Origin of the sequence: Muriicola sp. Z0-33 (assembly GCF_026126425.1) — a bacterium.
Taxonomy (GTDB): domain Bacteria; phylum Bacteroidota; class Bacteroidia; order Flavobacteriales; family Flavobacteriaceae; genus JAFMPW01.
On sequence record NZ_JAFMPW010000001.1, the window covers coordinates 394,061 to 418,781 of the forward strand.

A 24,721-nucleotide genomic window follows, 5' to 3' on the forward strand; every position below is an offset into this window, starting at 1 on the left:
GGCGAAGATAGGATAAAGTTTCAAAACAGATGAGTACTTTACCTTTGAGAATAAAGGGAAACGGTTGGACAAAAAAGCGGGACTTTGGACGAGGTTAGCCCACTATGCGGGTTATTAAAAACCAAAGTCTGCTTTGAGGGCATCAATTTTTTCCAATGCCATTTCCTTGGTAAGGAAATCTATCTCATCCATCCCAAATGCTTTTTCAAAGGTGCGAAGTGCCTTTTTGGGCTCTCCCAATTCTTCATAATATTCACCTTCCAAATAAAAGCCCAGCATAGTAGTGGGAAACTCTTTCTTACATAGCTCAGAGAGTGGCTTCAGCGATTCGAAATCATCTTTCTTTTTACTCCCTGCATAGATGGCCATAATGTCGTTGAGTTCCACCGGTTTTCTAAAACCAAAAAGATCTTCTATCATGGCGTATTTATCCTCCAGGTACTTAAATACCGGTTCGTCAGATGTCAGAATTTCTTGCTTGTATTCTTTTGGGCTAATAGGCTTAAACATTTGGAAGGTTCTGTCCCATGCCTTTCCAATACCATAGGTAGCTACAGAAACATCATTAGCTTCCGGATATTCATCAAAAAAATAATGAAAATTTTCTTTATCGATAACTTTCAAGGCCCTGTCCATTTGCATTACCGTATTGCTGGTTTTATCCCGATTACCTCCAACTATCAAATGATAAAAGATTTGCTGGTTCAGAGCATTCAGCCGGGCGGGAGCTCTATTTTCCATTTCAGGAGCCAACAAAGGGGAAATGCTTATGTAGGCATTAAAAAGAGAGCGGTCCTTAAATAGCCAGTAATTTTGAAAATTGGCAGTTATATCATAACCGACAATCATTTTAAAAGGTGCAGTATTATAATTCAGATCTAAATATGGAATGATTTCCATCCCTAAAAACTCAAAAAAGAGTTTACCTTTTTCAGTTGGTAAGCCCGAATCTTCATCAAATGCACAGTCTTCCCATCGAAGATCGTCTTTCTTTTGATTTATGCCAACGACAATAACTTCAGGCATACCCTGAAAGTCGCTATAAAACTTAGCTGTTGCGACTACCTGGTCGAAGAGATATTCTCCATCAAGAACCAAAACCAGGGGATATTTCTTTTCCTCAGAATAATCTTCAGGGAAATAGTATTTAACATCCCTTCTTTCCTGCAATTTAAAAGACTCGAAAATCTCTTGTGTTACTTGTGCGGAGAGGTTCAGACAAAAGGTTAGTCCGAAGACAAACGATAATAAAATTTTCATGTGGCTTGTTTTTTGGCTATCGGTTCCTGTTCAATAACGGTAAGAGCAGAAAAGATATTGCACCAAATACCACAACCATCAGGGTTTGAGCAATCCACATGATCCAGCCAAATGCATTACCAGAAACCACACTTACACCAAAAATCTCCAGAGATTTACTGACGGCGATCGGAAATGCCAGAAATCCACCATTTGTAGTAGCCATTGCAAATGCTCCCCCTACGAAAGCAACTAACATGGCACCAAATGAAAGATCAACTGTTTCTAATACGGTGAATTTGATCACCCAGAACATCCCTATGTAAGCCCCCCAAATAAAAAGAGTATGGAATATAAAGGGCCACTTTTTTTTCATTCTGAAGATACTCAGAATCCCCTCCAATAAGCTCCTTAAAAAGAGTTTGATTTTAATAGCAATTTTAGAGGTCGACTTTCTTATTAACCAGATACTGACAAACAAGCCCAGAATACCTACTATGAGTACAACGGCTCCGCTGATGATACCTAAACCCATTTCATCAATAAATTCCATAATTAGCTCTGTTTGTAAAAGCAAAGCGATTAAAATTATGATGAAAAGCATGATAAGATCTACAATCCTTTCGGTCACAATAGTTCCGATGCCCTTTTCAAAAGGGACATTTTCATAGGTGGTCAGGGCAGTTGCTCTTAGGATTTCTCCAGACCTCGGGACACCTAAATTTGTAAGATAGGCGGTCAGAATTATAAGGACATTATTTGTTGTCCTTGGGGTATAACCCAAAGGCTCTAAAAGATAATTCCAACGTATAGCTCTCGATACATGGCTCAGAACTCCAATGAAGATAGACAATGCAACCCAATAAGGATTAGCCTCCTTGATATATTGCAGAATCTCTGTTCGCTGATCTGGGGTGGTGGAGATATAAAGGTACCAAACCAAAAAAACTCCCAAGGCAATTGGGAGTATCAGCTTTAAGGTCTTTTTTATTTTTCTGTTCAAAATCAGTTTAAAAGATTGGTCTCTTCATTGGGAAATACCAAAGCAGGATTAAATTTCTTAGCCTCCTCTATATCCATTCTTGCATAGGTAATAAGGATTAAGATATCACCGACAGCAACTTTCCGAGCGGCAGCCCCGTTGAGAGTAAGCTCGCCGCTTCCCCTTGGACCAGGAATAACATAAGTTTCCAATCGTTCTCCATTATTGTTATTGACAATCTGAACCTTTTCACCCTGTATAATATTTGCGGCATCCATCAGATCCTCATCAATAGTTATACTCCCTATATAGTTAAGGTCAGCGCCTGTTACTTTAACTCTATGAATTTTAGATTTTACTACTTCTATTTGCATGGGACAAAGTTAATTAATTAAGGGCGATATTATCTATCAGGCGAACACCTTCGGCGTATACTGCAATGAATGCTCGGTATTTCTGGCCTTTTTGTTTTCTAATTACCGGCTTGAGATTCTTTGAATTCATAATCTTGAAATACTCCAGATCAAAATCGGGATGTTCGTCAAATATTTTATGTGCCCAATTCACAACGTAATTAGCACTTTTCGTGCCAAATTTGTCTTTTGCTTCCTGAAGTACTTTGTAGATAAAAGCGGCCTCTTTTCGCAGTCGATCTGACAGGCGTTCGTTCCTTGAACTCATGGCAAGACCTGTTGATTCCCTGACAATTGGGCAGCCAATAATTTCTATTGGTAAGTTTAGTATTTTCAGGAGTTTGCGAATGATCTGTAATTGCTGATAATCTTTTTCGCCAAAATAGGCTCTATTTGGCATCACCGCGGTCAGAAGGGCTTCAACAACAGTGCCAACACCATTAAAATGACCTGTTCTGAATTTACCTTCCATCATTTTGTCCAAACCATTAAAGTCGTATTCCTTTGAGGTCACCTTATCCGAATAAATTTCGGCAACTTCGGGGGCAAAGATTATTATTTTTTTATCGAGGCTATTTAGTAGGGCCTTATCGTCTGATAGCGTCTTGGGATATTTTCTTAGATCCTCTTTGTTGTCAAATTGTGTGGGGTTTACAAAAACACTTACAACAACGGTCTCATTTTCCAGAAGTGCCTGCTCCACAAGCTTCAGATGGCCAGGATGAAGTGCCCCCATTGTTGGTACCATGCCAAGGCTGCTCTTCTCTGAATTAATGGAATTGAGATGCGCTTTGAGTTTTTTAATTGTCCTGAATACGTGCATTGTTAATTTTAAAACCGAGCAAACTTACTATAATTACTGCTATTCTGCATAATTTTTGTAATTTTGCGGCTACGTTTGCCCGATTAATAAAAAAGAACTTTTATGAATGGTAAAAAGATATTGTTTGTATCTTCCGAATTAGTACCCTACCTACCCGAAAATGAAGTTTCCTTAATGTCTTATGAAGCCCCCCGAATGGTCAATAGCAATGGGGGCCAAATACGGATATTTATGCCGAGGTATGGCAATATCAATGAACGCAGACATCAGCTTCATGAAGTCATCCGGCTTTCTGGGATGAACCTTGTGATAAATGATATGGATATGCCTCTTATCATTAAGGTGGCTTCTATTCCCCGTGAAAGAATTCAGGTTTATTTTATTGATAACGAAGAGTATTTTAAAAGGAAAGCCACGTTTACAGATGAAAATGGTGATTTGTTTCCGGACAATGATGAAAGAGCCTTGTTTTTTGCGAAAGGTGTTGTAGAAACGGTAAAGAAACTCAACTGGTCGCCAGACATTATTCATGTTCATGGATGGATGGCCTCATTGTTGCCACTTTATTTAAGGCGTTTTTATGCAGATGAACCACTATTTGCAGATAGTAAAATAGTCACCTCCGTTTATGGCAGAAGTTATGAAGGATCCCTTGATGCTTCACTACAGAAAAAGATTGCTTTTGACGGAATTTCCGAGGACAGTATTGCACATTTGAGCGCCCCTACCTATAATAATTTGTTAAAAGTTGCTGTAGATTTTTCTGATGCAGTTATTTTAGCCGCGGAAGATATTCCGGCAGAATTGCAGGAATATATTGCCAACCTTCAAAAACCTGTGTTGCCGTATGTTTCTCTTCAAGAGTTTGAAGAGGCGTATGCCAATTTTTATAACACTGAAGTTTTAAAGTAATTTACATGAAGTTTTTGAGAAGATTACGTTATTCTGCCCTGGCAGGCATATTGATCGTTTTGGCTGCTGTCTCTTGTGAAGAAGACCTTACTACCATTGGAGATGGTGTAATTGGCGGACAGCCATTTACAACAGATAAAGCTGTTTATGACGTTTTTGCATACAACAGGAAAATTGAAGCAGTACAGACCAATAAATTGCCGATATACCAGCTAGGTGTTTTTAACGACCCAATTTACGGAAAAACTGAGGCAAGGATAACTTCACAACTGAGTCTTCAGGCGGCATTGGGAACCAGCCCGGGTAATCCGAGATTTGGAAATTACTCTCAGGCGGTTGAAGATGATTCAGAGAATGATGACAATGAATCTACAATTGAAGAGAACGAAAGAGTTACAGAGGTTACCCTATATATCCCTTACCTGAGAAATTCAAATGGAGATTTAGATCAGGACGGGTTGGCAAATGAATATGATGCGGATCCTGATGACCCAAATAGTGATACCGATGGTGATGGTCTTACCGATAATCAGGAACGGCTTTCAGGAACCGATCCTCTTAATGTAGATACAGACGGGGACGGCACCAATGATGGGGAAGATACTGAAACCGCTGGCAATAGATTTCCATTAAAAAGGGATTTAGACAGTATTTATGGAAATCGCGCTCAACCCTTTAATCTTAAAGTGGAAAGATCTACATTTTTCCTGAGAGATTTAGATCCGGATACTAATTTTGAAGAAGCCCAGGAGTTTTACTCGTCTCAGCAATTCTCACCTACTTTTGTTTCTGAAGTCCTATTTGATGGAGAAGTTACCGTTAGTGATGAACAAATCCTTGTTTTCAAAGAGGATGATCCGGATACGGAGGAGGAAGACGAATCTCTGGAATCCCCAGACCGGTTTGAACCGGGAATATGGGTAAATCTTGATCCGGACTTTTTCCAAACCAATATCTTAGATAAAGAAGGAGAATCAGAATTATTGAGTACTGCCAACTTTAATGCATTTCTAAGAGGATTGCATTTCTCTATTACCCCTATCTCAGATGATCTTATGATGCTGCTAGATCTTACAGAAGCCAGGATCACAATTAATTATGAATTTGATGAGATCCAGGATGAGGAACTTACTACTGATGAACAGCAATATGTCTTGGGACTTATTTCAGGAGGCGGAAATTTACCGGTGTCTGGTAATGCTGTAAACACTTATATAAATGATGCCTTTCCACCTGATATTTCAGACAAATTGGATACAGGCGAAAATGCATCCAGATTGTATTTAAAAGGCGGGTCCGGTTCTTTTGCAGAAGTTGAACTTTTTGAGACCAATAACGGGGAAGATATCTTAAATCAGATCAGGGCAAATAATTGGATAATCAATGAGGCCAATCTGGTATTTTATGTAGACAGGGATGCTTTAGATGCAGCTGGCACTATCTACGAACCGGAACGTCTTTACCTGTATAATGCGGAGTCTAATCAGCCCATCTACAATGCGGCTACCGAGAACTCTACTGCAGATACGCCATTTGGACTGTTTCTTAATTACGATGGTTTTAAAGAGGAAGTTGATGATAAGGGTGTTAAATATACCATACGTATCACAGATCACATAAATAACCTGGTTTTAAGAGATTCTACTAATGTCACTTTAGGTCTTACCACTACCCCCGATATAAGAATATCCGGAGTATCTAATACCATGTTTGCCGGTAATGTAGAAGAAGAATTCCCGGTAAGTAGTTCTATTAGCCCCCTAAGTACTGTGCTTTTTGGAAGTAATGTTCCTGAAAATGAAGAAAACAAGCTTAAACTAGAGATTTTCTACACAGAGACGAATTAATATTGCATTTAAGTATACCACTAAAAGATTTATTTCGTTATATATCCCATATAATGGGGCATTTGTTTTACTTCGAGTAAATTTGCCTATAGCTTTAATTGATTTAACCAATTTATTAGTATGTGCGGAATAGTAGGATATATCGGCCATAGAGAGGCCTATCCAATAATAATGAAAGGCCTGCAACGTCTTGAGTATAGGGGATATGATAGTGCAGGAATCGCATTGTATGATGGAAACAATATAAATCTGGCGAAAACCAAGGGTAAGGTAGAAGACCTGAAAAATAAATCGGAATCTACCATTTCTATAAATGGCAGCCTTGGGATTGGACACACCAGATGGGCAACACACGGGGTGCCAAACGACATAAATTCACATCCTCATTACTCCAATTCCGGAGATCTTGTGATTATCCATAATGGAATTATCGAGAATTATGAGTCCATTAAGAAAGAATTGACCAAAAGGGGATATCACTTTGAGTCTGATACAGATACTGAAGTTTTGGTTAACCTTATTGAAGAGGTAAAGAACAAGGAGCAGGTAAAACTTGGTAAGGCTGTCCAGATTGCTTTAAACCAGGTAGTAGGAGCCTATGCTATTGCAGTGTTCGACAAGAGGAAACCAGATGAAATAGTAGTGGCTAAACTAGGAAGCCCATTGGCCATAGGAATCGGTGACAACGAATTCTTTATTGCCTCTGATGCCTCCCCTTTTATAGAGTTCACCAACAATGCCGTTTATCTTGAAGATGAGGAAATGGCCATTGTCAGATTGGGGAAAGAAATAAAACTTCGCAAAATAAAGGACGATGCCATCGCATATCCGATGATCCAGGAACTTCAAATGAATTTGGAGGAAATTGAAAAAGGAGGATATGATCATTTTATGCTCAAGGAAATTTATGAACAACCCAGAGCAATTAAAGATACTTACAGAGGTAGATTAAGAGTTGATCAGGGCATTATCAAAATGGCCGGAGTAGATGATAACCTTGAAAGAATAACCAATGCGAACAGGATCATTATTGTTGCATGTGGAACTTCGTGGCATGCCGGATTAGTAGCAGAATATATATTTGAAGATCTCGCCAGGATTCCTGTTGAGGTAGAATATGCATCTGAGTTCCGATATCGAAACCCGGTGATTACAGATCAGGATGTACTTATTGCTATTTCACAATCAGGAGAGACAGCCGATACTTTGGCGGCTATAAAACTTGCCCGTGAAAAAGGAGCATTTGTTTTTGGGGTTTGCAACGTTGTGGGTTCTTCTATTGCCAGAGAAACGGATGCAGGAGCCTATACCCATGCAGGGCCCGAAATTGGAGTGGCATCAACAAAAGCATTTACTACTCAAATAACAGTACTAACCCTTTTAGCTTTGAAGCTGGCTAAGGAGAAAGGACTCTTTTCCGAGTCTAAATTCCATGAATTTCTTACAGAATTAGAGAGCATCCCCGCCAAGGTAGAATTGGCATTGGCTTCTAATCCATTAGTAGAAATTATCGCGGATGCATATAAAGATTCTGATAATTGTCTTTACCTGGGAAGGGGATATAACTTTCCAGTGGCACTGGAAGGGGCATTGAAATTAAAAGAAATCAGCTATATACATGCAGAAGGTTATCCTGCAGCAGAAATGAAACACGGACCAATTGCATTGATTGATGAACAAATGCCCGTAATTGTCATCGCTACCAAAAAAGGGCATTACGAAAAAGTGGTAAGCAATATTCAGGAAATAAAATCCCGGAAAGGTCAAATCATTGCAATAGTTACCGAAGGAGACAAACAGGTGACTGCGCTGGCAGATCATGTCATTGAAGTCCCGGAAACCATGGAAAGCCTGACGCCCTTATTGACGACAATTCCGTTACAATTGCTTTCTTATCATATTGCGGTTATGAGAGATTGTAATGTGGACCAACCAAGGAACCTTGCAAAATCTGTTACTGTAGAGTAAGTATTTTTTTAAAAATTATAATAGTAAAAGGGTAAATTCTTCGGGATTTGCCCTTTCTCTTTTTAAGTCAACTCCGGTAAAATCGGACATGGAAGGAGAAAGTTAAAATTTACTATGCATGCATAATTTTTTTAGTTTTTTAAAGATCGGTCTAAAAAAATCGGTATCTTGCCAGTGACTTGGTTACTAACTAAAAATTCTAAACTAATGAGAACATTATTCCTATTATCCTTCTTTCTGTTGGGTATAGGTGCCTATTCGCAAACTAATGTAAACGGGACAGTGACAGATCAGAATGGAGATCCCGTTCCCGGAGCCAACGTTGTTATTGTTGGCAAAGCAATAGGTACAACCACAGATTTTGACGGAAATTTTAATTTGGAAACCTCGGAAATTCCCCCTTTTCAATTACGAATTACAAGCATTGGATTTTCAGAGGCTATCGCGGAGGTTACCGCCAATAATCAAACATTGGCAATTGCAATCTCTGAAGCACAAACAATTTTGGACGAAATTGTGATTTCGGCATCCAGAACACCCGAGCGGATTTTTGAATCGCCGGTTACCGTTGAACGGATGGATATCAAAACTATTCAATCTGCGGCATCACCTACTTTTTACGATGCCCTGGAAAACCTTAAAGGAATAGATCTTAACACCAATAGCCTTACCTTTAAATCTGTGAATACCAGAGGTTTTGCAACTTTCGCTAATAATAGATTTATGCAGTTGGTAGACGGGATGGACAATTCTTCCCCGGCACTTAACTTTCCACTTGGAAATTTGTTGGGAATGTCAGAATTGGACGTAAACACCGTAGAATTATTACCCGGAGCGTCATCCGCACTATACGGAGCAAATGCTTTTAATGGTATCATGTTTATGACCAGTAAAAGTCCTTTCCTTCACCAGGGAGTTAGCTTTTATGCAAAAACAGGGATTACCTCGAGCAACAATGCCGGGGATAATGAGTTCTGGGATGTAGGAGTAAGGCTTGCACACGCATTTAATGATAAGTTTGCGGCCAAAGCATCAGTATCATTTTTAAAGGGAACAGAATGGTTTTCTACAGACTACACAGATTTTGGTAATCCGGGATTTACAAGATTGGACCCGGCTTATGACGGCCTCAATATTTACGGAGATGAAGTTGGTACTACCCTGGATTTTGATCAGATAGCCGCAGAAAACCTTCCCATTCCAGTAGCTACAGATTTTGGTTCGGCAAGAGTAACAAGAACGGGTTATGAGGAAAGAGACCTCATGGATTATGATGCAGAGAGCCTTAAGGCCGATTTTGCTTTACACTATAAGCCATGGGCCAATGATTTTGAAATTGTTTGGAATTCTAAAATTGGTAGGGGAAATACCATCTATCAGGGGGCTAACAGGTATTCTATCAAGGACTTCTTTATGCAGCAGCATAAACTCGAGATTCGAAATAAAAACTTTTTTGTAAGAGGATATACCACAGCAGAAAAAGCAGGAAATTCTTATGACACCCGTTTTACAGCGATTAATATCAACAGGGCCTGGAAAGATGATATACCATGGTTTACAGATTACGCCCTAGGTTACCTGACCGCAAGGTTCCTTAATCCTTCGGTTACAGATGAACAGGGTCATGCAGCAGGTAGAGCAAATGCAGATGCAGGCAGGTATGTACCGGGATCCGCACAGTTCAACAGCGCCCTGGCGCGTATTACCGCGGACGGTGACCTTACTACAGGATCTAAATTTCAGGACAATTCTAAAATTTATCATATAGACGCGAACTATAACCTGGCCCATGTTACAGGAGATTTTGCAGATATTATGGTAGGAGGTTCCTGGAGACAATATTCATTAAACTCTGCTGGTACCATTTATACCGATACGGATGGCCCAATTAATTACGAGGAGTATGGGGCCTATTTGCAATTACAGAAGAAACTTTTAGAAGAGCGCTTGAAGTTTACCGGATCTGTGCGTTTTGACAAGTCTGAGTTTTTTGACGGTTTCTTTTCACCAAGAGTTTCTCTAGTTTATGCCCTGGACGAGGAAAAGAGACATAATATAAGGGCATCTTATCAGACAGGTTTCCGAAATCCTTCTACCCAGGATCTTTTTATTGGGTTAAACGCCGGGCTGGCCACTTTGGTTGGTTCCGCACCGGATAACCTCGACAGGTACACAACTCCTGATTTATTGGTAAGTACTGCAGGGCAGGCCTTTACGGGTTCGGAAACTGTACAACTCTCTGGTGGGCAGGCCTATGAAACAGCCTTTACTCGGGAATCTGTGGCGGCAGGTAATCCGCAAACCACTGTAGTGGATCTTGTACAACCAGAGCAGATTAGTGCCTATGAAGTAGGCTATAGAGGTATATTTGGAAAACTTAGTGTAGATCTTAATGCCTATTATAATTCTTATGAGGATTTCATCTCCAATAAAACGGTTCTGGTACCCTTTTATGGGCAGGCAGGGGATAATGGACTTTCATTACTTGCTTTACAGAACGAAGACTTCCTGCCATTTCAGGCATATACCAATTCATCGGCGGATATCAGTTCTTATGGGGGTGGTATAGGTGTTACTACTAAGGTGCTGGGCGATTTTGACTTCGGTGTAAACTATACCTACGCTAAACTGGATTTTGAAGAGGGTAGTGATCCCGGATTTGAGACAAACTTCAATACCCCGGAACATAAGGTTAAGGCCTCTTTTGGGCATACAGAATTGTTCGATAATTTTGGTTTCAATATTAATTGGAGGTGGAATGATTGGTACTTATGGCAGTCTTCTTTTGCCGATGGTTTTGTGCCATCCAGAAATATTGTGGATGCGCAGGTAAACTTTACAGTACCAAGTATCAAGTCTATTTTCAAAATAGGAGGTTCAAATATCTTAGGAGAAGAATATGTTAGTGCTCCCGGTGCTGGTACCATTGGTGCACAGTACTACGTATCCTGGACCATTAATCAATAAAAAAAATCGATATGAAAACGCATTATATAAAACTATCATTAATTGCTCTGATCGGCCTTGCATTTGCCTGCTCTACCGATGACAACAATATTCTGGCCATCCCGAATGTCCCGGACACGGGAACTGGCATTGGATTACCAACGCCAAACTACACAAGTGGCTCAACCAGTTTTGCCAACTATGTAGCTATTGGTAACTCTTTAACTGCAGGAATAGCAGATGCCGCTTTGTATATAAGAAGTCAGGAGGCATCTTATCCCAATATTTTGGCAACCCAATTTGGCTTAGCAGGTGGCGGATCATTTGGTCAACCACTTATGAGTGATGATCTTGGTGGCTTGTTATTGGGAGGAATGCAAATTACACCCAACCGATTTATTTTTGATCCGGTTGCTCAGCTGCCATTCACGGCTAGTGGTACTCCAACAACTGAGGTGACTAATATAGTTACTGGCCCCCATAACAATATGGGCGTACCCGGAGCAAAAAGTTACCATTTGTTGGCTAATGGATATGGGAACGTAGCCGGAGTCCAGGCAGGTTTGGCAAATCCTTATTTTGCAAGGATGGCTTCTAACCCTAATGCATCGGTATTAGAGGATGTTTTGGCACAAGCTCCATCATTTTTCACACTGTGGATTGGGAGCAATGATGTGTTGCAATACGCAAGTTCAGGAGGTGCCGGGGAAGATCACAATGTAACAGGTAATCTGGATCCCGCTACCTATGGCGGCCCGGATATTACAAATAACAATGTTTTTGCCCAGGTATATGGAGGTATATTACAAGCGCTGGCACAGACAGGTGCCGATGGCTTAGTAGCCAATATCCCTGACATCACAAAAGCGCCATATTTTCATGTAGTACCGCATAATCCGATACCTTTGGATGCGGCTACAGCAGCAGCGGTAAATGGGGCTTACGCGGCTTATAACGGAGGTCTTTTGGCTGCAGAAGCAGGGATGCTGATATCAGCTGAAGAAAGGGCAGCACGTACGATAAGCTTTGAAGCGAGTGCAACCAATGCTGTGGTTATAGAAGATGAGGATCTCACAGATTTATCCGGACTGGGTCTGCCACCATTAAGGCAGACAACGGCAAATGACCTTATGGTGCTTACATCGCAATTTGTGATTGGTACTTTAGCCGATCCTAACAACCCATTAAGTGTTAACGGTGTTGGAGTTGCCCTGGACGACAGCCAGGTACTTACTCCGGAAGAGCAAGGAGCAATAGTAGATGCAACATTGGCATATAACGCTACCATAGAAATGATGGCAGGACAGTTTGATTTAGCATTCTTTGACGCTTATGCCATGTTAGAAGAAGTATCTTCTACCGGGTTAAATATTGGTGGTAACGCCATAATAACTGCAGATTTTGTAACTGGAGGAGCATTTTCGCTGGATGGATTGCATACTTCTCCCAGGGGAAATGCTGCTATAGCCAATGCTATGATTGATGTAATCAACACAAAATACGGGGCTAACTTACCCAAAGTAGATGCTAAAGAATATACAGGATTATACGTGAATTAGGGTAATTTTTCACTGTCCGTAGAATAATAAAAAACACTTCTTATCAGGAAGTGTTTTTTTATGAAATAAAATGACAAAAAAGCGATCGTTTTTACAGACTAAATCCTATCTTTGCAGCCGAAAAAACAGCCTTAAAGTTAGAAATGCTGTTCATATAACGATTTAATTCTTAATACAATAAATACTTGAACAATGGCGAAAGTTACAGGTAAAGTCTCTCAGATTATCGGACCGGTAATCGATGTGGAATTCCAATCAGGATCTGAACTACCTAAAATTTATGATTCTTTGGAACTCATCAAAGAAGATGGTACTAAATTGATACTTGAAGTTCAATCTCATACAGGTGAGAACACCGTAAGATCTATATCTATGGATTCTACCGATGGTATGAGCAGGGGGATGGAAGTTGTTGCTACTGGTAATGCCATTCAAATGCCAATAGGCGATGAGGTATACGGCCGATTGTTCAACGTAATTGGTGACGCTATTGACGGTTTGGGAGATCTTCCTAAAGAAGGAGAAGATGGCCTGCCAATTCACCGTGAAGCACCTAAGTTTGAAGACTTATCAACCTCTACAGAAGTCCTTTTTACAGGGATAAAAGTGATAGACCTTATAGAACCTTATGCCAAAGGAGGTAAGATTGGTTTGTTTGGGGGAGCAGGTGTTGGTAAAACGGTTTTAATTCAGGAACTCATTAATAATATTGCAAAAGGACATGGTGGTCTTTCCGTATTTGCCGGAGTAGGAGAAAGAACTCGTGAAGGAAATGACCTTTTACGGGAAATGTTAGAATCTGGAATTATTAAGTATGGTGATGACTTCCTTCACTCCATGGAAGAAGGTGGATGGGATTTGAGTAAGGTAGATAAAAAAGCCATGAAAGAATCTAAAGCGACATTTGTTTTTGGTCAGATGAACGAACCTCCCGGAGCACGTGCCCGTGTTGCACTTTCTGGTCTTACGATCGCGGAATATTTCCGTGACGGAGCCGGTGAAGGACAAGGGAAAGATGTATTGTTCTTCGTAGATAATATCTTCCGTTTTACTCAGGCAGGTTCTGAGGTATCAGCCCTTTTGGGTAGGATGCCATCAGCGGTAGGTTATCAGCCAACATTGGCCACAGAGATGGGGACCATGCAAGAACGTATTACTTCTACCAAAAGAGGTTCTATTACATCTGTACAGGCGGTTTATGTACCTGCGGATGACCTTACGGATCCGGCACCAGCAACTACCTTTGCTCACCTGGATGCAACAACTGTATTGTCTCGTAAGATTGCTGAACTTGGAATTTACCCTGCGGTAGACCCCTTAGATTCTACTTCCAGAATTCTTGCACCTGAGATTCTTGGAAAAGAACATTACGACTGTGCTCAGAGAGTTAAAGAGTTATTACAACGTTATAAGGAATTACAGGATATTATTGCCATTTTGGGAATGGAGGAATTGTCTGAAGAAGATAAACTTGCAGTAGGAAGAGCCAGAAGGGTACAAAGATTCCTTTCGCAACCTTTCCACGTAGCTGAGCAGTTTACCGGCATTCCTGGAGTTCTGGTAGATATTAAAGAGACCATCAAAGGGTTTAATATGATCATGGATGGTGAGTTGGACAGATTACCAGAATCTGCTTTTAACCTTAAAGGAACTATCGAAGAAGCCATCGAAGCTGGCGAGAAAATGTTAGCCGAGGCATAAGTTAAGATTGCAATAATCTTTAAACTGCAAACTGAGAAATATGTATTTAGAAATTGTATCCCCGGAAGCTACATTATTTGCTGGCGAAGTTACCTCGGTAACAGTGCCAGGTGTTGATGGGGAGTTTCAGATGTTAAATAATCACGCAGCCATAGTTTCTCTTCTTAAAGAAGGGACGGTTAAGATTGAAGGAGATATTAGTATTGAAGAGGAATTCGAGACTAAATTCGCCAAAGACGAAAAGGGGAAGACTACGCTTTCAATTTTGAGCGGTACGGTGGAGATGAGCGATAACAAAGTGATTGTATTGGCCGATTAAACATTCTTTTTAATACTGAAAATTATAAAAGTCATGCTCCGGCATGACTTTTTTTTGTGCTCTAATTAAAATCAGTAATGAATTTTATTTCATTTCAATTAAATGCCATTGAGTACCCCCTGAATTATATATCTTCAGACTCTGGAATCCTATGGCATAATGCGCCTCCAGAGAACGAAGATTGGTTGCATCTACCTCAGTTATAATACAATCAAAGTCGTTCTTAACAGCCTGCCACATTGTTTGGTAAAGTTTCCTGAAAATTCCTTTACCCCGGTAGGCTTTCGCAATACAGATCTGCCCCATAACTATATATTTTTTGCCTGAGGGAAGTATGCTGTTAATCTCTTTAAACATGGGACGCAAAACCGCTATTTTATTCCCAAAAACCGGATGCATACTCAAGGCATAACCAACCACTTTGTTTTTGTCTTTAACAATGGTGTGCGGATATGTTTTATTCATCTTCTCTAGCAGTTCCAGATCATGAGACACGGTAACGAATCCTTCTTTAGACTTTTCCTTTTCTGATATATTTTTTGGTAAATTTCTTTGCTGAAGCTCTAATATTTGCTGTAATTCTTCAATATGTTCACAAGCACAATATTTCAGTATCATCTATTTCATCTTTAACCAGGCATTCCTGTTCTTAAGGATTTCTGCTGAAGGAGTATCTCCATTTTTCTCCTGAAGTTCTATACTATACTGTTTGCCCGGGCCCAATTTCACAGTAGATGTATGTGCTTCTCCAAAACGTTCATATACGACTTCCAGGGTATCGCCGATTTTAAATGTTTTAATCAGGTCGGTAAAAGATTGGTCTTTTTGGAATGCTTGTCCATTAATAGTTTTAATGATATCACCTTTTTCTAAACCAGCAACATATGCCGGGCTGCCAATTCTTGTACTGCTTAAAATATGGCCACTGCCGTCATCCTTAACCGATAAAGAAGCACCAAAATAAGGGGTCTCCGAATGCCGTATTAATTTAACCCCGACAGTTGCAAAAAGGGAATTATAATCTGGCATTTTACTCTGATAAATGAAGTTGTTAAAAAAATTATTGCCAAAAGCTTCGCCGGCATATTTATTTAAACTCTTATGGAGATCCTCAATGGTATAAGGAGTTTCATTTTTGCCAAAAGTTGTCCAGATCAATCTCATATAATCATCAAGGTTCAGACCTTGTTCCCTAAGTGAAAGGTCTAATGCAAGACCAAGAACACTTCCATAAGAATAATAGGAAATAAAGGTGTTTGCTCTATTTACAGGGTCGACCGAAGTTGCAGCATCTACAAAAGGGGCCTGATAGCTCATTTCGATGGGATTAAAAAACTTCCTTGCCGGGGAATTCCACACATAATTAAAAGTACCTTTTAACCCTTCAACATATTGCTCAGCGGTTCTTAACCCGGCCCTGCATAGTATTAACCCGGTATAATAACTTGTAAAACCTTCAGCAAACCACAATTCCCCACTCATGTTTGAAGTGGTGAAATCAAAAGGTTCCAGAGATGTAGGACGAATACGTTCTACATTCCACGCATGGAAGAACTCATGAGACACAGTACCAATATTCCTGGTTAACCCTCCATTCCCGAGGCTTCTGGTACTTGTTAAAACTGTGGAATTTCTATGTTCCATCCCGTCTCCTGAGGCATTCGGAATATAGCAGGCTAGAAAGGTATAGGTGCCATTGTCGAATTCCGGCAGCTCTCCAAAAACCTCTTTTTCCGCCAGCACCACTTTTTTTACACTTTCAAAATAGTCGTTCAATTCTTCTTCGGTTCCGTTATGATGCAGCGCTAATTGAATAGTATAAGTTGCATCTTCAGAATCGACCTCAAAAGATCTTAATCCAAAATCACTGATTTCCGTGGGGCTATCCATAAAATACTGCAAATTCGGGGCAGTATAAGTTGTTCCTTCCTCCAAAACTAATTGCGTGGCAATCTTCCAGTTGAGGTCATTACGGGGATTAAATTGTACTTTATGTTTCCCATTACTCAACTGGGGTGCAAACATGAATGTTGCCGGCATGTTTAAATGGGCATGAGTTTCATCAACTTGGGAATATGTGCCATCACCTCTATTAGCAAATAAGGTATAGCCAATTTTAACCACGCCTTTATGTCCGGTAATACCCCACTTACTGGGGTCTGGTCTAAAGACATTCAATGAATTTCCCTCTTCATCCGTAGCCTTGAAATTGTAGACGTTTTTGGCAAATTCATGGATGGCATATCTTCCGGGGGAAGACCTGCTCATTTGGACAATTAAGGTGTCCTTTTCAACTTCTGAAAAAAGGATAGTGATTTCGGCTTCATGGTGCACGGCATTATCAAAAGAGATATTATAACTGCTAGATTGTGCGGTTAAAATTATCGGACAGATCAAAAAAATTAATTTCAGAAATGGTCTTTGCATCAACGGAGGTTTAGTGTCACGAATATAATATATAAAAAAGGATATATTACATTTGTCATATGGCCCGATTACCCAAAAAACTGCAACAAAAATTAGAAGAGCGAAGGGCTGATAATACCCTAAGAGAATTACCATCGGAAACCTCCTTAGTAGATTTTTCGTCTAATGATTATTTGGGTTTTTCTCAGAATATGGCATTATCGCATTTGGCATTGCAAATTTTGTCGGATAAGGAGTTGGCCCGCAATGGAGCAACCGGTTCCCGATTACTGACCGGGAATAACATTTTATTCGATGAGGTTGAAGAGTTAATCAGTACTTACCACAATGCGGAAAATGCCTTGATTTTTAACTCGGGCTATGATGCCAACATAGGGTTCTTCTCCTCGGTTCCACAGCGAAATGATATTGTATTTTTTGATGAATTTATACATGCCAGTATTAGGGATGGATTAAAACTCGGAAATGCAAGAGCTTTCAAGTTTAAACACAACAATTTAGAAGATTTATCATCCTGTATTGCCCAACAAAAACATCAACTGGATGGTGGTGATAATCAGGCATATCTTGTCACCGAAGCTGTATTTTCTATGGATGGTGATACCTCAGATCTGCATAAACTTATGGAAATATGTGAGAGTAATGACATTCTTCTTATTCTTGATGAGGCGCATGCTGTGGGAGTATTTGGCAAAGGTGGAAAGGGGAGGATCTCCGATCTTCATCTTGAAGACAGGGTGTTCGCAAGAATGATAACTTTTGGGAAGGCTTTAGGGTGTCACGGAGCTGCGATCCTTGGGACTAATGCACTAAAAAACTATTTGGTGAACTTTGCGAGAAGCTTAATTTACACTACAGCATTGCCCCCTCACTCGCTGGCAAGTATTTTAGCAGCTTATAAATTACTATCGTCAGATCTTGGAAGTCAGCAGATCATAAAGTTAAGGGAGAATATAGATTACTTTAAGGAACTATTGACTGGGATGCGACTTAGTACATATTTTATTAAAAGCGATTCAGCTATCCACTGCTGTATTCTTGGAGGAAGTACGTTGGTAAAGCAAACAGCACTTGCTTTATCTCATCAGGGAATGGATGTAAAACCTATTCTTTACCCTACTGTGCCAAAAGGAAAGGAACGCTTAAGATTTTGCCTGCATTCATTTAATAGCAAGCAGGAAATACAGGAGGTTTTAAAGACATTGAAAGCAATTATTACTAAATCTCCCTCGCTGGCCCGGGGTAATTAAATACAATTTATGGAACAGAAATTTTATACGTTGGGGGCATTTGAATATGTAGCAGATGTTCAAATTATAAAGGGGAAACTAGAATCTGAAGGGATAGAAGTATTCCTGAAAGATGAAAATACACTGAATACAGACCCGTTGATAAGCAGCGCAATCGGGGGAGTAAAATTACGCGTGTATTCCAAAGACAAGGAACGCGCTATTTTGATTTATGATGAGATTCGCAATTATGCTTTAGATAGTAAGAACATGCCAGTGGTTTGCCCTAATTGTAAAGCTCAGAAGTCGGAGGTGTATTACAGCCGCAAAGGGTTGCTGAACAAATTGTTCCCCTTTTTTGAACCAAAGAAGTACAAATGCACTGTTTGTAATATAATAACCAAGGCTCCTAATCAATGAAACGAATATTTGTTACAGGTATCTCAACGGAAGTGGGTAAAACCCTGGCCGCGGCCATTATAACAGAAGCTCTGGAGGCAGATTATTGGAAACCTGTTCAGGCCGGGGATCTTAATGACTCTGACAGTCATAAGATTGCATCATTAATCTCAAATACAAAAACAAAAATACATCAGAACAGCTATGCACTAAATACCCCAATGAGCCCTCATGCTGCGGCCGAAATAGATGGCATTTCCATTAATACGGATCAAATTGTCGAACCCAGAACAAACAACCATTTGGTAATTGAAGGTGCAGGGGGGATACTGGTGCCGATTAATAATACGGAAACCATAGCGGATATAATTCAGCCTACCTACAAAGTGGTTGTTGTATCCAGACATTATCTTGGGAGTATCAATCATTCCTTATTGACCATAGACTACCTTCAAAAATCAGGTTTTGATGTTTCCATTATATTTAATGGGGAGCCCCATCAATCAACAGAAAGTATCATACTTAAAAAAACGGGTGTTCCTTCGCTGGGTCGTATATTCAACGAAGCCGCCTTTACCAAAGAGGTGATTAAAAGGTATGCTGCTGAATTCAGATCTTCATTAACTTCACTCTGATCTCTGATATATTTCAGCTTTATCTACAATTGCTAAAACTTTGTAATGATTGCTTAAATAGTTTACCATATAGGCGTTTTCCTCCTTTTCATCTTCATCAAATATGCGACGCCCTTTTCTGGTCACAATAGTTTTAGGACGTAACACCTCCATAATATGACGCAACTCTTCCATAGAGGTATCCCGGGGGTTCTTGTAGGCAGAAAACATTTCCTCCTTACAAAGATTACTGGGATGCGTAGCTGCCTTGGTCGGGGGGTTAACGCCCAAGACCCAATATCCGATATGGTAGCCTAAAAAGAGAATGTTTTCAGTATCCAGATCATGAACTTCTATATATTGTGGAACCGTAAATCCTTCCCCATTATAAAAAGTTCCCCTCTCTAACTTGTTCCTGGCAATATTGTAATATTCCAGGTAGGCCTCGACCGGAAGTAACAGCAAAAGAAACAGCACATAGGGACGGTAGTTGAACTTTTCAAAAAAAGCAAGTTTGCTGAAGACAATAACCACAGGAATTACGAATATTGGAAACAACTGAATAAGGTAATGACTGTTTATTCTTCCTCCTTTCATAAATGACCACATTACCCCCAATACAACAATTAACATCATCATCGTATTACGCTCCTTTAAATTCAGATAATTTTTTTTCCAGGCCCATATGTATAAGGGCAACACTAGCAATAAAATGGGCGAAATTAGCCAGGGAGAATAACGTCTGGCAGCGGAATAGTCCAAAGGGGCAATTACAACTGAATTCCACCATAATTCCAGATTATTTTGCAAATAATAGGGCAAAATGGTCAGACCAATAACAAGCAGTATTCCTATTCCAAAGAGTCCGGTATAGTATATACTATTGGCGTATAATCCGGAGGAGATTAAATCATAAAATATAAAAAGTCCGGTAAAAAGAACGGCATAGGCCAGATTGAGTTTCGACATAAGACACAATCCCATTAACAAACCAGCAGCCAGATAGTGCCCCCCCTTTTTGTTTTTAAGTAGCAGGTATAACCCGGGCATAAAAAATGCCATACAAATATGTTCGGACATCACCCCTTGTATACTCCCAAACATACTTAGCAGCAGTACACAAATTAATGCCGCTACAAAGCCATTCTTTTTGGTAGATAAAAGTGCCCCTGATTTGTAGGTAAAGAATGCCGTTATTGCCACCAGCAAGGTCCCCATAAGGCGAATTGCGAAAAAACTTTTCCCAAATAAATAGATGATACCAGCAAAAAAAAGGAAAGTAATGGGCGGTTTAACATCCCAAAGTTGGGTATAGGGAAGAAATCCGTCAACCCACGACTGCCCAATTAGAATAAAGGTACTCTCGTCCCTGTCTATATAATCGCGGAAGAAAAAAGGAAGTCTTACAAATAGGGAAAGAACAAAAAGAAAAATAAATACTGTACTGCTCTTAAGTTTATTGTAATTGGGAGTAAGAGATGTTATAACTTTGTTTAGCATTAGGGCTGGGTTTTCTTCCGGCTACCGCAAGATAGATAAATTGGAGATTTAGTAATATCGACAGCCTTGAAAAAACTTTCAGAAAGAGACAAAAAACACCTTTGGCACCCGCTTACCCAGCATAAATTGCAACCTGAAATGTTGGGGATCACTAAAGCAAAGGGGTGTGTACTATACGACGAGAACGGCAGAGAATATATAGATGGGATATCTTCCTGGTACACTTGTATGTATGGGCATTGCAATGATTATATTCTGGATAGTGTAAAAAGTCAAATGTCTGTTTTAGATCAGGTTGTTTTTAGTGGCTTCACCCATCTACCAGCTGTTGAATTGTCTGAAGCACTTATTAAAATGCTCCCGGAGAACCAACAGAAAATATTTTTTTCGGATAATGGATCTACGGCTACCGAGATTGGGATTAAGATGGCCCTACAATATCATTTCAATAAAGGGAATAAGCGTAATGTACTATTGGCGTTTGAAGAAGGTTTTCACGGAGATACCTTCGGTGCTATGTCTGTCTCAGGCTTATCGGTCTACAATGGTCCTTTTGAAGAATACTTTATTAATGTAGAAAGAATTGCTGTCCCTGATGCAGATAACATTGGCGAAATTCTGACTTATTTAAATAAAAGATTAGAAAAGAAAGACATAGCCGGGTTTATTTATGAACCTTTAGTACAGGGTGCAGCTGCGATGAAAATGCATTCTGCGGAGGGCTTAGATAAAATCCTGGCGCTATTACAAAGCCACGATGTACTGAATATTGCAGATGAAGTAATGACAGGTTTTGGGAAAACAGGCAAAGACTTTGCATCAGATTATATAGCAACCAAGCCAGACATCATTTGTCTTTCTAAAGCCCTCACGGCTGGCTTAATGCCAATGGCAGTGACTTCCTGTACCCAAATGGTTTATGACGCCTTTTATAGTGATGAATTAGCCAAAGGGCTATTTCACGGACATACCTATACGGCTAACCCGCTAGCCTGTACAGCCGCATTAGCAGGAATACAATTATTGCATACCCAGGAGATGCAAAACAATATTGCCAGAATTATTAAATCTCATCAAGACTTTGAGAAAGAAATAAAAAAGCACCCCAGGGTGGCCGCTACCCGGCAGTGCGGAATCATTTTTGCAATGGATCTAAATACGCAGATGGAACGTTATGGCAGCCTTAGGGACAGGATGTTTAAACACTTTATGGATAACGGTGTTTTTCTACGGCCATTAGGGAATACAATTTATATCCTGGCACCTTATATCATCACAGAAGAACAGTTACTAAGAATATATTCTACTATCGAGACCTGCCTGGACATAGTTTAAGACCATTTGGCCTGGTAATTTTTTCTATGCATCTTTCTGATAAGATATAGATCGTACCACAACCTAAAGAAGTAGCTTAGTTTTACCTTAGAATCTCCCTGATCTACCCATTTTTTTACTGGGATTTCGTCCATAGATTTTAGTGCCTCTTCCTTGCCATAATAACACAATAAGCGACTAAATAATTCTACGTCAAATAACCATTTGGATATAAAAGGCTCATTAAATAGCAGCTCTGCAAGTTCAGTTTTAAAAACTTTACAACCACACTGAGTATCATAAACTTTTATATCAAGTACATTAGAAATAAACGTAGCTATGATGCGCCCGAAGAGAAATCGCGAAAATTTGCGTTCGACCAACGAACCTATTTTTAGAATTCTTGAGGCAAATACAAAGTTTTTGCCACTGCTCAGATGAGTTAAGTAAGAATAACATTCTTCAAGAGAGGTCGCCAGATCTGCATCTAAATAGGCCAATACCGGGGCAATTTCATTTTTATGACAATGCAATACTCCCAGGCGTACAGATGCTGCCTTACCCGCATTTTTTTTATTTTCAAGTATAAATACCTGCCCTTCGAACTCTGTTCTTAAGTTATCTAGCCTCAGCTGTGTGTTGTCAGTAGAAGCATCATTGACGAAACATATACGTGCAGTGCTATTTGTTGAAAGAAAGGCCTTGAATTCTGCTAATGGAAGTCGGTCAAATTCGTTGTAGCAAGGAATAATAATTGCAATATCAGCTTGATGCATTTAAGTAAGTGTTAATTATGGGACTATTCCCAATCGTTTTCTAACAAATTGAAATCTTCATTTTCACTAACAACTACTCTGATCTCATCATAGATCCAGGTATCATTTTCGCTATGGGCTACGATATAAAGTGTACCCTTGCCTTTGGGTCCGACTACGGGAATTTTCATATCTGCATTCTTCTTGCCGTTATGCCAATTTAAATTCCCCTGAGGTATGCCATCTTGCTCAATTGGGGCTCCCAGGAGTTCAATAAGTTGTGGATCGTCATTAATTTTCTCTAACGCATAGGTATAAGGTTCCGAATCTTCCAAAATGCTGGTAACTCCATAAAATAAAGATCCTACAAAGAAAACAACTAGTAAAATAGCTGTGAGGCAACCGCCCACAGGCACTACCCATTTCCAATTTCTCTTCCACCAACTAGGTTGTGGCACTAATTCATTGTTCATTAATTTTTTCTTCGGATTAAGTAGATCAAGATAAGAACTTTTATTTTTGCCGGAAACATCTCTTGTATTGAATCAGCCAATCGGAATAACCGCAATAGCCTCTGTCTCACCTCTTGGAACCGGACTCGAGAATACCTGGAAGCATTATTTGAACCAGGACCACTATTTAAAACAAATAGAGGTAGGAGGTAGCCGGGAATGGGTGGCCAGTTTACCAGAGGGGCTCAGGAAAGAAATAGAATTACTAAGGGGAACTAATTCAAAATATGAGGCATTAGATAATAGTGTTCTGTATGCATTATTTGCTGGTAGAGCAGCAATTTTACAAGCAGGATGGAACGACGAGGACAGTTTTGGGGTAAATATAGGCTCTAGCAGAGGTGCAACTTCCCTTTTTGAAAAGTTTCATCAGGAATTTATAGCTACTGGAAAAAGTCCGACCCTCTCTTCGCCCACGACCACATTAGGCAATATAGCATCCTGGGTGGGACACGACCTTGGGACCAAAGGCCCGGTCATTTCGCATTCTATTACGTGTTCTACTGCACTTCATGCACTGTTGAATGGTATTGCGTGGATTAAGGGAGGGTTGTCTGAAAAGTTTTTGGTTGGAGGTTCAGAGTCTCCTTTAACCCCATTTACCATTGCCCAGATGAAGGCACTGAAAATTTATTCGAATGGTAATGGAGCATATCCCTGCAGGGCTTTGGATCCTGAGAACGACCGTAATACAATGGTGCTGGGAGAGGCCGCCTCAATGGCTTGTTTACAAAAGGGCATTACTGCCAAAACGTTGGCTTTGATAGAAGGGATGGGCTATGCTACAGAGCCCCTGGAGCACAATGTATCGCTGTCTTCAGAAGCAGATTGCTTTCAATCTTCAATGAAGATGGCTATGGGAGGTTTAAGAGCGGAAGAAATTGATATTATTGTGACACACTCCCCGGGAACCATAAAAGGCGATAGGTCCGAACTTAATGCAATTCAAAAGATATTCGGGGATTATTGTCCTGCCTTAAGTTGTAATAAATGGAAGATAGGGCATACTTTTGGAGCCTCCGGAATGCTTAGTATTGAAATGGCAATTCTGATGCTGCAGCATCAGAAATTTATCGGAGTCCCTTATCTTAAAAATTCAATTAGACCGAAAAAAATTGATCGGATTCTGGTAAATGCCGTGGGCTTTGGAGGTAATGCGGTGAGCATTTTGCTTAAACGTCCTGACGGGAATCTGGATTGAATTCGGAAATTTGGTTTTGAATATTGTAATTTCTATAGAATTAGGTCTATTTTTGACTTTG

21 protein-coding genes are annotated in these 24,721 nt (G+C 40.0%); 12 read left to right on the top strand and 9 right to left on the bottom strand.

Going from position 1 to position 24,721, the window contains the following annotated elements; all coding sequences use genetic code 11:
• Positions 1-114 precede the first annotated feature (114 nt).
• Genes J1G40_RS01715 through panC form a run of 4 tightly spaced genes read right to left on the bottom strand, consistent with a single transcriptional unit; the run spans position 115 to position 3,457 of the window.
• Positions 115-1,260 carry an alpha/beta hydrolase gene (locus tag J1G40_RS01715; protein ID WP_265240544.1) on the bottom strand — a complete coding sequence of 382 codons (1,146 nt, stop codon included), beginning with the start codon at positions 1,258-1,260 and terminating at the stop codon, positions 115-117.
• Between the two features lie 16 nt (positions 1,261-1,276).
• Positions 1,277-2,242 carry a lysylphosphatidylglycerol synthase transmembrane domain-containing protein gene (locus tag J1G40_RS01720; protein ID WP_265240545.1) on the bottom strand — a complete coding sequence of 322 codons (966 nt, stop codon included), beginning with the start codon at positions 2,240-2,242 and terminating at the stop codon, positions 1,277-1,279.
• Between the two features lie 2 nt (positions 2,243-2,244).
• Positions 2,245-2,595 (bottom strand): aspartate 1-decarboxylase, encoded by a 351-nt coding sequence (gene panD / locus J1G40_RS01725; RefSeq protein ID WP_265240546.1) that lies wholly within the window; start codon positions 2,593-2,595, stop codon positions 2,245-2,247.
• Positions 2,596-2,608: 13 nt separating this feature from the next.
• Positions 2,609-3,457 carry a pantoate--beta-alanine ligase gene (gene panC, locus J1G40_RS01730; RefSeq protein WP_265240547.1) on the bottom strand — a complete coding sequence of 283 codons (849 nt, stop codon included), beginning with the start codon at positions 3,455-3,457 and terminating at the stop codon, positions 2,609-2,611.
• A gap of 102 nt (positions 3,458-3,559) precedes the next feature.
• On the opposite strand from panC, the gene J1G40_RS01735 reads away from it, so the two are divergent.
• From J1G40_RS01735 to J1G40_RS01765, 7 genes are all read left to right on the top strand, one after another.
• Positions 3,560-4,369: a glycogen/starch synthase gene (locus J1G40_RS01735; protein ID WP_265240548.1), complete on the top strand. Its 810-nt coding sequence runs from the start codon at positions 3,560-3,562 to the stop codon at positions 4,367-4,369.
• Between the two features lie 5 nt (positions 4,370-4,374).
• Positions 4,375-6,216: a DUF4270 domain-containing protein gene (locus J1G40_RS01740; RefSeq protein ID WP_265240549.1), complete on the top strand. Its 1,842-nt coding sequence runs from the start codon at positions 4,375-4,377 to the stop codon at positions 6,214-6,216.
• A 120-nt stretch (positions 6,217-6,336) separates the two neighbouring features.
• Positions 6,337-8,184: a glutamine--fructose-6-phosphate transaminase (isomerizing) gene (gene glmS / locus J1G40_RS01745; RefSeq protein WP_265240550.1), complete on the top strand. Its 1,848-nt coding sequence runs from the start codon at positions 6,337-6,339 to the stop codon at positions 8,182-8,184.
• Positions 8,185-8,391: 207 nt separating this feature from the next.
• The gene (locus J1G40_RS01750; RefSeq protein ID WP_265240551.1) at positions 8,392-11,151 is read left to right on the top strand and encodes a TonB-dependent receptor; all 2,760 of its coding nucleotides are present in this window, start codon (positions 8,392-8,394) and stop codon (positions 11,149-11,151) included.
• Between the two features lie 11 nt (positions 11,152-11,162).
• On the top strand, positions 11,163-12,689 hold the full coding sequence (locus tag J1G40_RS01755; protein WP_265240552.1) for a G-D-S-L family lipolytic protein: 1,527 nt from the start codon (positions 11,163-11,165) through the stop codon (positions 12,687-12,689).
• A 192-nt stretch (positions 12,690-12,881) separates the two neighbouring features.
• Positions 12,882-14,390 carry a F0F1 ATP synthase subunit beta gene (gene atpD / locus J1G40_RS01760; RefSeq protein WP_265240553.1) on the top strand — a complete coding sequence of 503 codons (1,509 nt, stop codon included), beginning with the start codon at positions 12,882-12,884 and terminating at the stop codon, positions 14,388-14,390.
• A 40-nt stretch (positions 14,391-14,430) separates the two neighbouring features.
• Entirely contained in the window at positions 14,431-14,709 is a 279-nt protein-coding gene (locus J1G40_RS01765; RefSeq protein ID WP_265240554.1) for a F0F1 ATP synthase subunit epsilon, read from the top strand.
• A gap of 84 nt (positions 14,710-14,793) precedes the next feature.
• Here the strand turns inward: J1G40_RS01765 and J1G40_RS01770 are convergent, their stop codons facing one another.
• Positions 14,794-15,327, bottom strand: a complete 534-nt coding sequence (locus tag J1G40_RS01770) for a GNAT family N-acetyltransferase (RefSeq protein WP_265240555.1) — start codon at positions 15,325-15,327, stop codon at positions 14,794-14,796.
• Complete coding sequence (locus J1G40_RS01775) at positions 15,328-17,136, bottom strand: M61 family metallopeptidase (RefSeq protein WP_265240556.1); 1,809 nt, start codon at positions 17,134-17,136, stop codon at positions 15,328-15,330. It abuts the gene before it with no gap.
• Positions 17,137-17,195: 59 nt separating this feature from the next.
• Between J1G40_RS01775 and J1G40_RS01780 the strand changes: the two genes are divergently transcribed.
• From J1G40_RS01780 to bioD, 3 genes are read left to right on the top strand one after another with little or no spacing between them, the layout of a single operon-like run.
• The gene (locus J1G40_RS01780; RefSeq protein WP_265240557.1) at positions 17,196-18,386 is read left to right on the top strand and encodes an aminotransferase class I/II-fold pyridoxal phosphate-dependent enzyme; all 1,191 of its coding nucleotides are present in this window, start codon (positions 17,196-17,198) and stop codon (positions 18,384-18,386) included.
• Positions 18,387-18,395: 9 nt separating this feature from the next.
• Entirely contained in the window at positions 18,396-18,785 is a 390-nt protein-coding gene (locus tag J1G40_RS01785; protein WP_265240558.1) for a DUF2007 domain-containing protein, read from the top strand.
• Positions 18,782-19,399, top strand: a complete 618-nt coding sequence (bioD, locus tag J1G40_RS01790; RefSeq protein ID WP_265240559.1) for a dethiobiotin synthase — start codon at positions 18,782-18,784, stop codon at positions 19,397-19,399. The genes J1G40_RS01785 and bioD overlap by 4 nt, the downstream gene beginning before the upstream one ends.
• Here the strand turns inward: bioD and J1G40_RS01795 are convergent.
• On the bottom strand, positions 19,391-20,878 hold the full coding sequence (locus tag J1G40_RS01795) for an ArnT family glycosyltransferase (RefSeq protein ID WP_265240560.1): 1,488 nt from the start codon (positions 20,876-20,878) through the stop codon (positions 19,391-19,393). The genes bioD and J1G40_RS01795 overlap by 9 nt on opposite strands.
• A gap of 66 nt (positions 20,879-20,944) precedes the next feature.
• Between J1G40_RS01795 and bioA the strand changes: the two genes are divergently transcribed.
• Positions 20,945-22,213: an adenosylmethionine--8-amino-7-oxononanoate transaminase gene (bioA, locus tag J1G40_RS01800; RefSeq protein WP_265240561.1), complete on the top strand. Its 1,269-nt coding sequence runs from the start codon at positions 20,945-20,947 to the stop codon at positions 22,211-22,213.
• Here bioA and J1G40_RS01805 read toward each other — a convergent pair.
• Entirely contained in the window at positions 22,210-22,968 is a 759-nt protein-coding gene (locus J1G40_RS01805; RefSeq protein WP_265240562.1) for a glycosyltransferase, read from the bottom strand. The genes bioA and J1G40_RS01805 overlap by 4 nt on opposite strands.
• Before the next feature lie 23 nt (positions 22,969-22,991).
• On the bottom strand, positions 22,992-23,420 hold the full coding sequence (locus J1G40_RS01810) for a cytochrome c oxidase assembly factor 1 family protein (RefSeq protein WP_265240563.1): 429 nt from the start codon (positions 23,418-23,420) through the stop codon (positions 22,992-22,994).
• Positions 23,421-23,487: 67 nt separating this feature from the next.
• Between J1G40_RS01810 and J1G40_RS01815 the strand changes: the two genes are divergently transcribed.
• Positions 23,488-24,660 carry a beta-ketoacyl synthase N-terminal-like domain-containing protein gene (locus tag J1G40_RS01815; RefSeq protein WP_265240564.1) on the top strand — a complete coding sequence of 391 codons (1,173 nt, stop codon included), beginning with the start codon at positions 23,488-23,490 and terminating at the stop codon, positions 24,658-24,660.
• Positions 24,661-24,721: the final 61 nt, after the last annotated feature.

Bases quoted from the DNA above. Each gene is read 5' to 3' on its own strand.
- J1G40_RS01715 (WP_265240544.1), bottom strand. From the start codon at position 1,260: ATGAAAATTTTATTATCGTTTGTCTTCGGACTAACCTTTTGTCTGAAC.
- panD (WP_265240546.1), bottom strand. From the start codon at position 2,595: ATGCAAATAGAAGTAGTAAAATCTAAAATTCATAGAGTTAAAGTAACA.
- panC (WP_265240547.1), bottom strand. From the start codon at position 3,457: ATGCACGTATTCAGGACAATTAAAAAACTCAAAGCGCATCTCAATTCC.
- J1G40_RS01735 (WP_265240548.1), top strand. From the start codon at position 3,560: ATGAATGGTAAAAAGATATTGTTTGTATCTTCCGAATTAGTACCCTAC.
- J1G40_RS01740 (WP_265240549.1), top strand. From the start codon at position 4,375: ATGAAGTTTTTGAGAAGATTACGTTATTCTGCCCTGGCAGGCATATTG.
- glmS (WP_265240550.1), top strand. From the start codon at position 6,337: ATGTGCGGAATAGTAGGATATATCGGCCATAGAGAGGCCTATCCAATA.
- J1G40_RS01750 (WP_265240551.1), top strand. From the start codon at position 8,392: ATGAGAACATTATTCCTATTATCCTTCTTTCTGTTGGGTATAGGTGCC.
- J1G40_RS01755 (WP_265240552.1), top strand. From the start codon at position 11,163: ATGAAAACGCATTATATAAAACTATCATTAATTGCTCTGATCGGCCTT.
- atpD (WP_265240553.1), top strand. From the start codon at position 12,882: ATGGCGAAAGTTACAGGTAAAGTCTCTCAGATTATCGGACCGGTAATC.
- J1G40_RS01765 (WP_265240554.1), top strand. From the start codon at position 14,431: ATGTATTTAGAAATTGTATCCCCGGAAGCTACATTATTTGCTGGCGAA.
- J1G40_RS01770 (WP_265240555.1), bottom strand. From the start codon at position 15,327: ATGATACTGAAATATTGTGCTTGTGAACATATTGAAGAATTACAGCAA.
- J1G40_RS01775 (WP_265240556.1), bottom strand. From the start codon at position 17,136: ATGCAAAGACCATTTCTGAAATTAATTTTTTTGATCTGTCCGATAATT.
- J1G40_RS01780 (WP_265240557.1), top strand. From the start codon at position 17,196: ATGGCCCGATTACCCAAAAAACTGCAACAAAAATTAGAAGAGCGAAGG.
- J1G40_RS01785 (WP_265240558.1), top strand. From the start codon at position 18,396: ATGGAACAGAAATTTTATACGTTGGGGGCATTTGAATATGTAGCAGAT.
- bioD (WP_265240559.1), top strand. From the start codon at position 18,782: ATGAAACGAATATTTGTTACAGGTATCTCAACGGAAGTGGGTAAAACC.
- J1G40_RS01795 (WP_265240560.1), bottom strand. From the start codon at position 20,878: ATGCTAAACAAAGTTATAACATCTCTTACTCCCAATTACAATAAACTT.
- J1G40_RS01805 (WP_265240562.1), bottom strand. From the start codon at position 22,968: ATGCATCAAGCTGATATTGCAATTATTATTCCTTGCTACAACGAATTT.
- J1G40_RS01810 (WP_265240563.1), bottom strand. From the start codon at position 23,420: ATGAACAATGAATTAGTGCCACAACCTAGTTGGTGGAAGAGAAATTGG.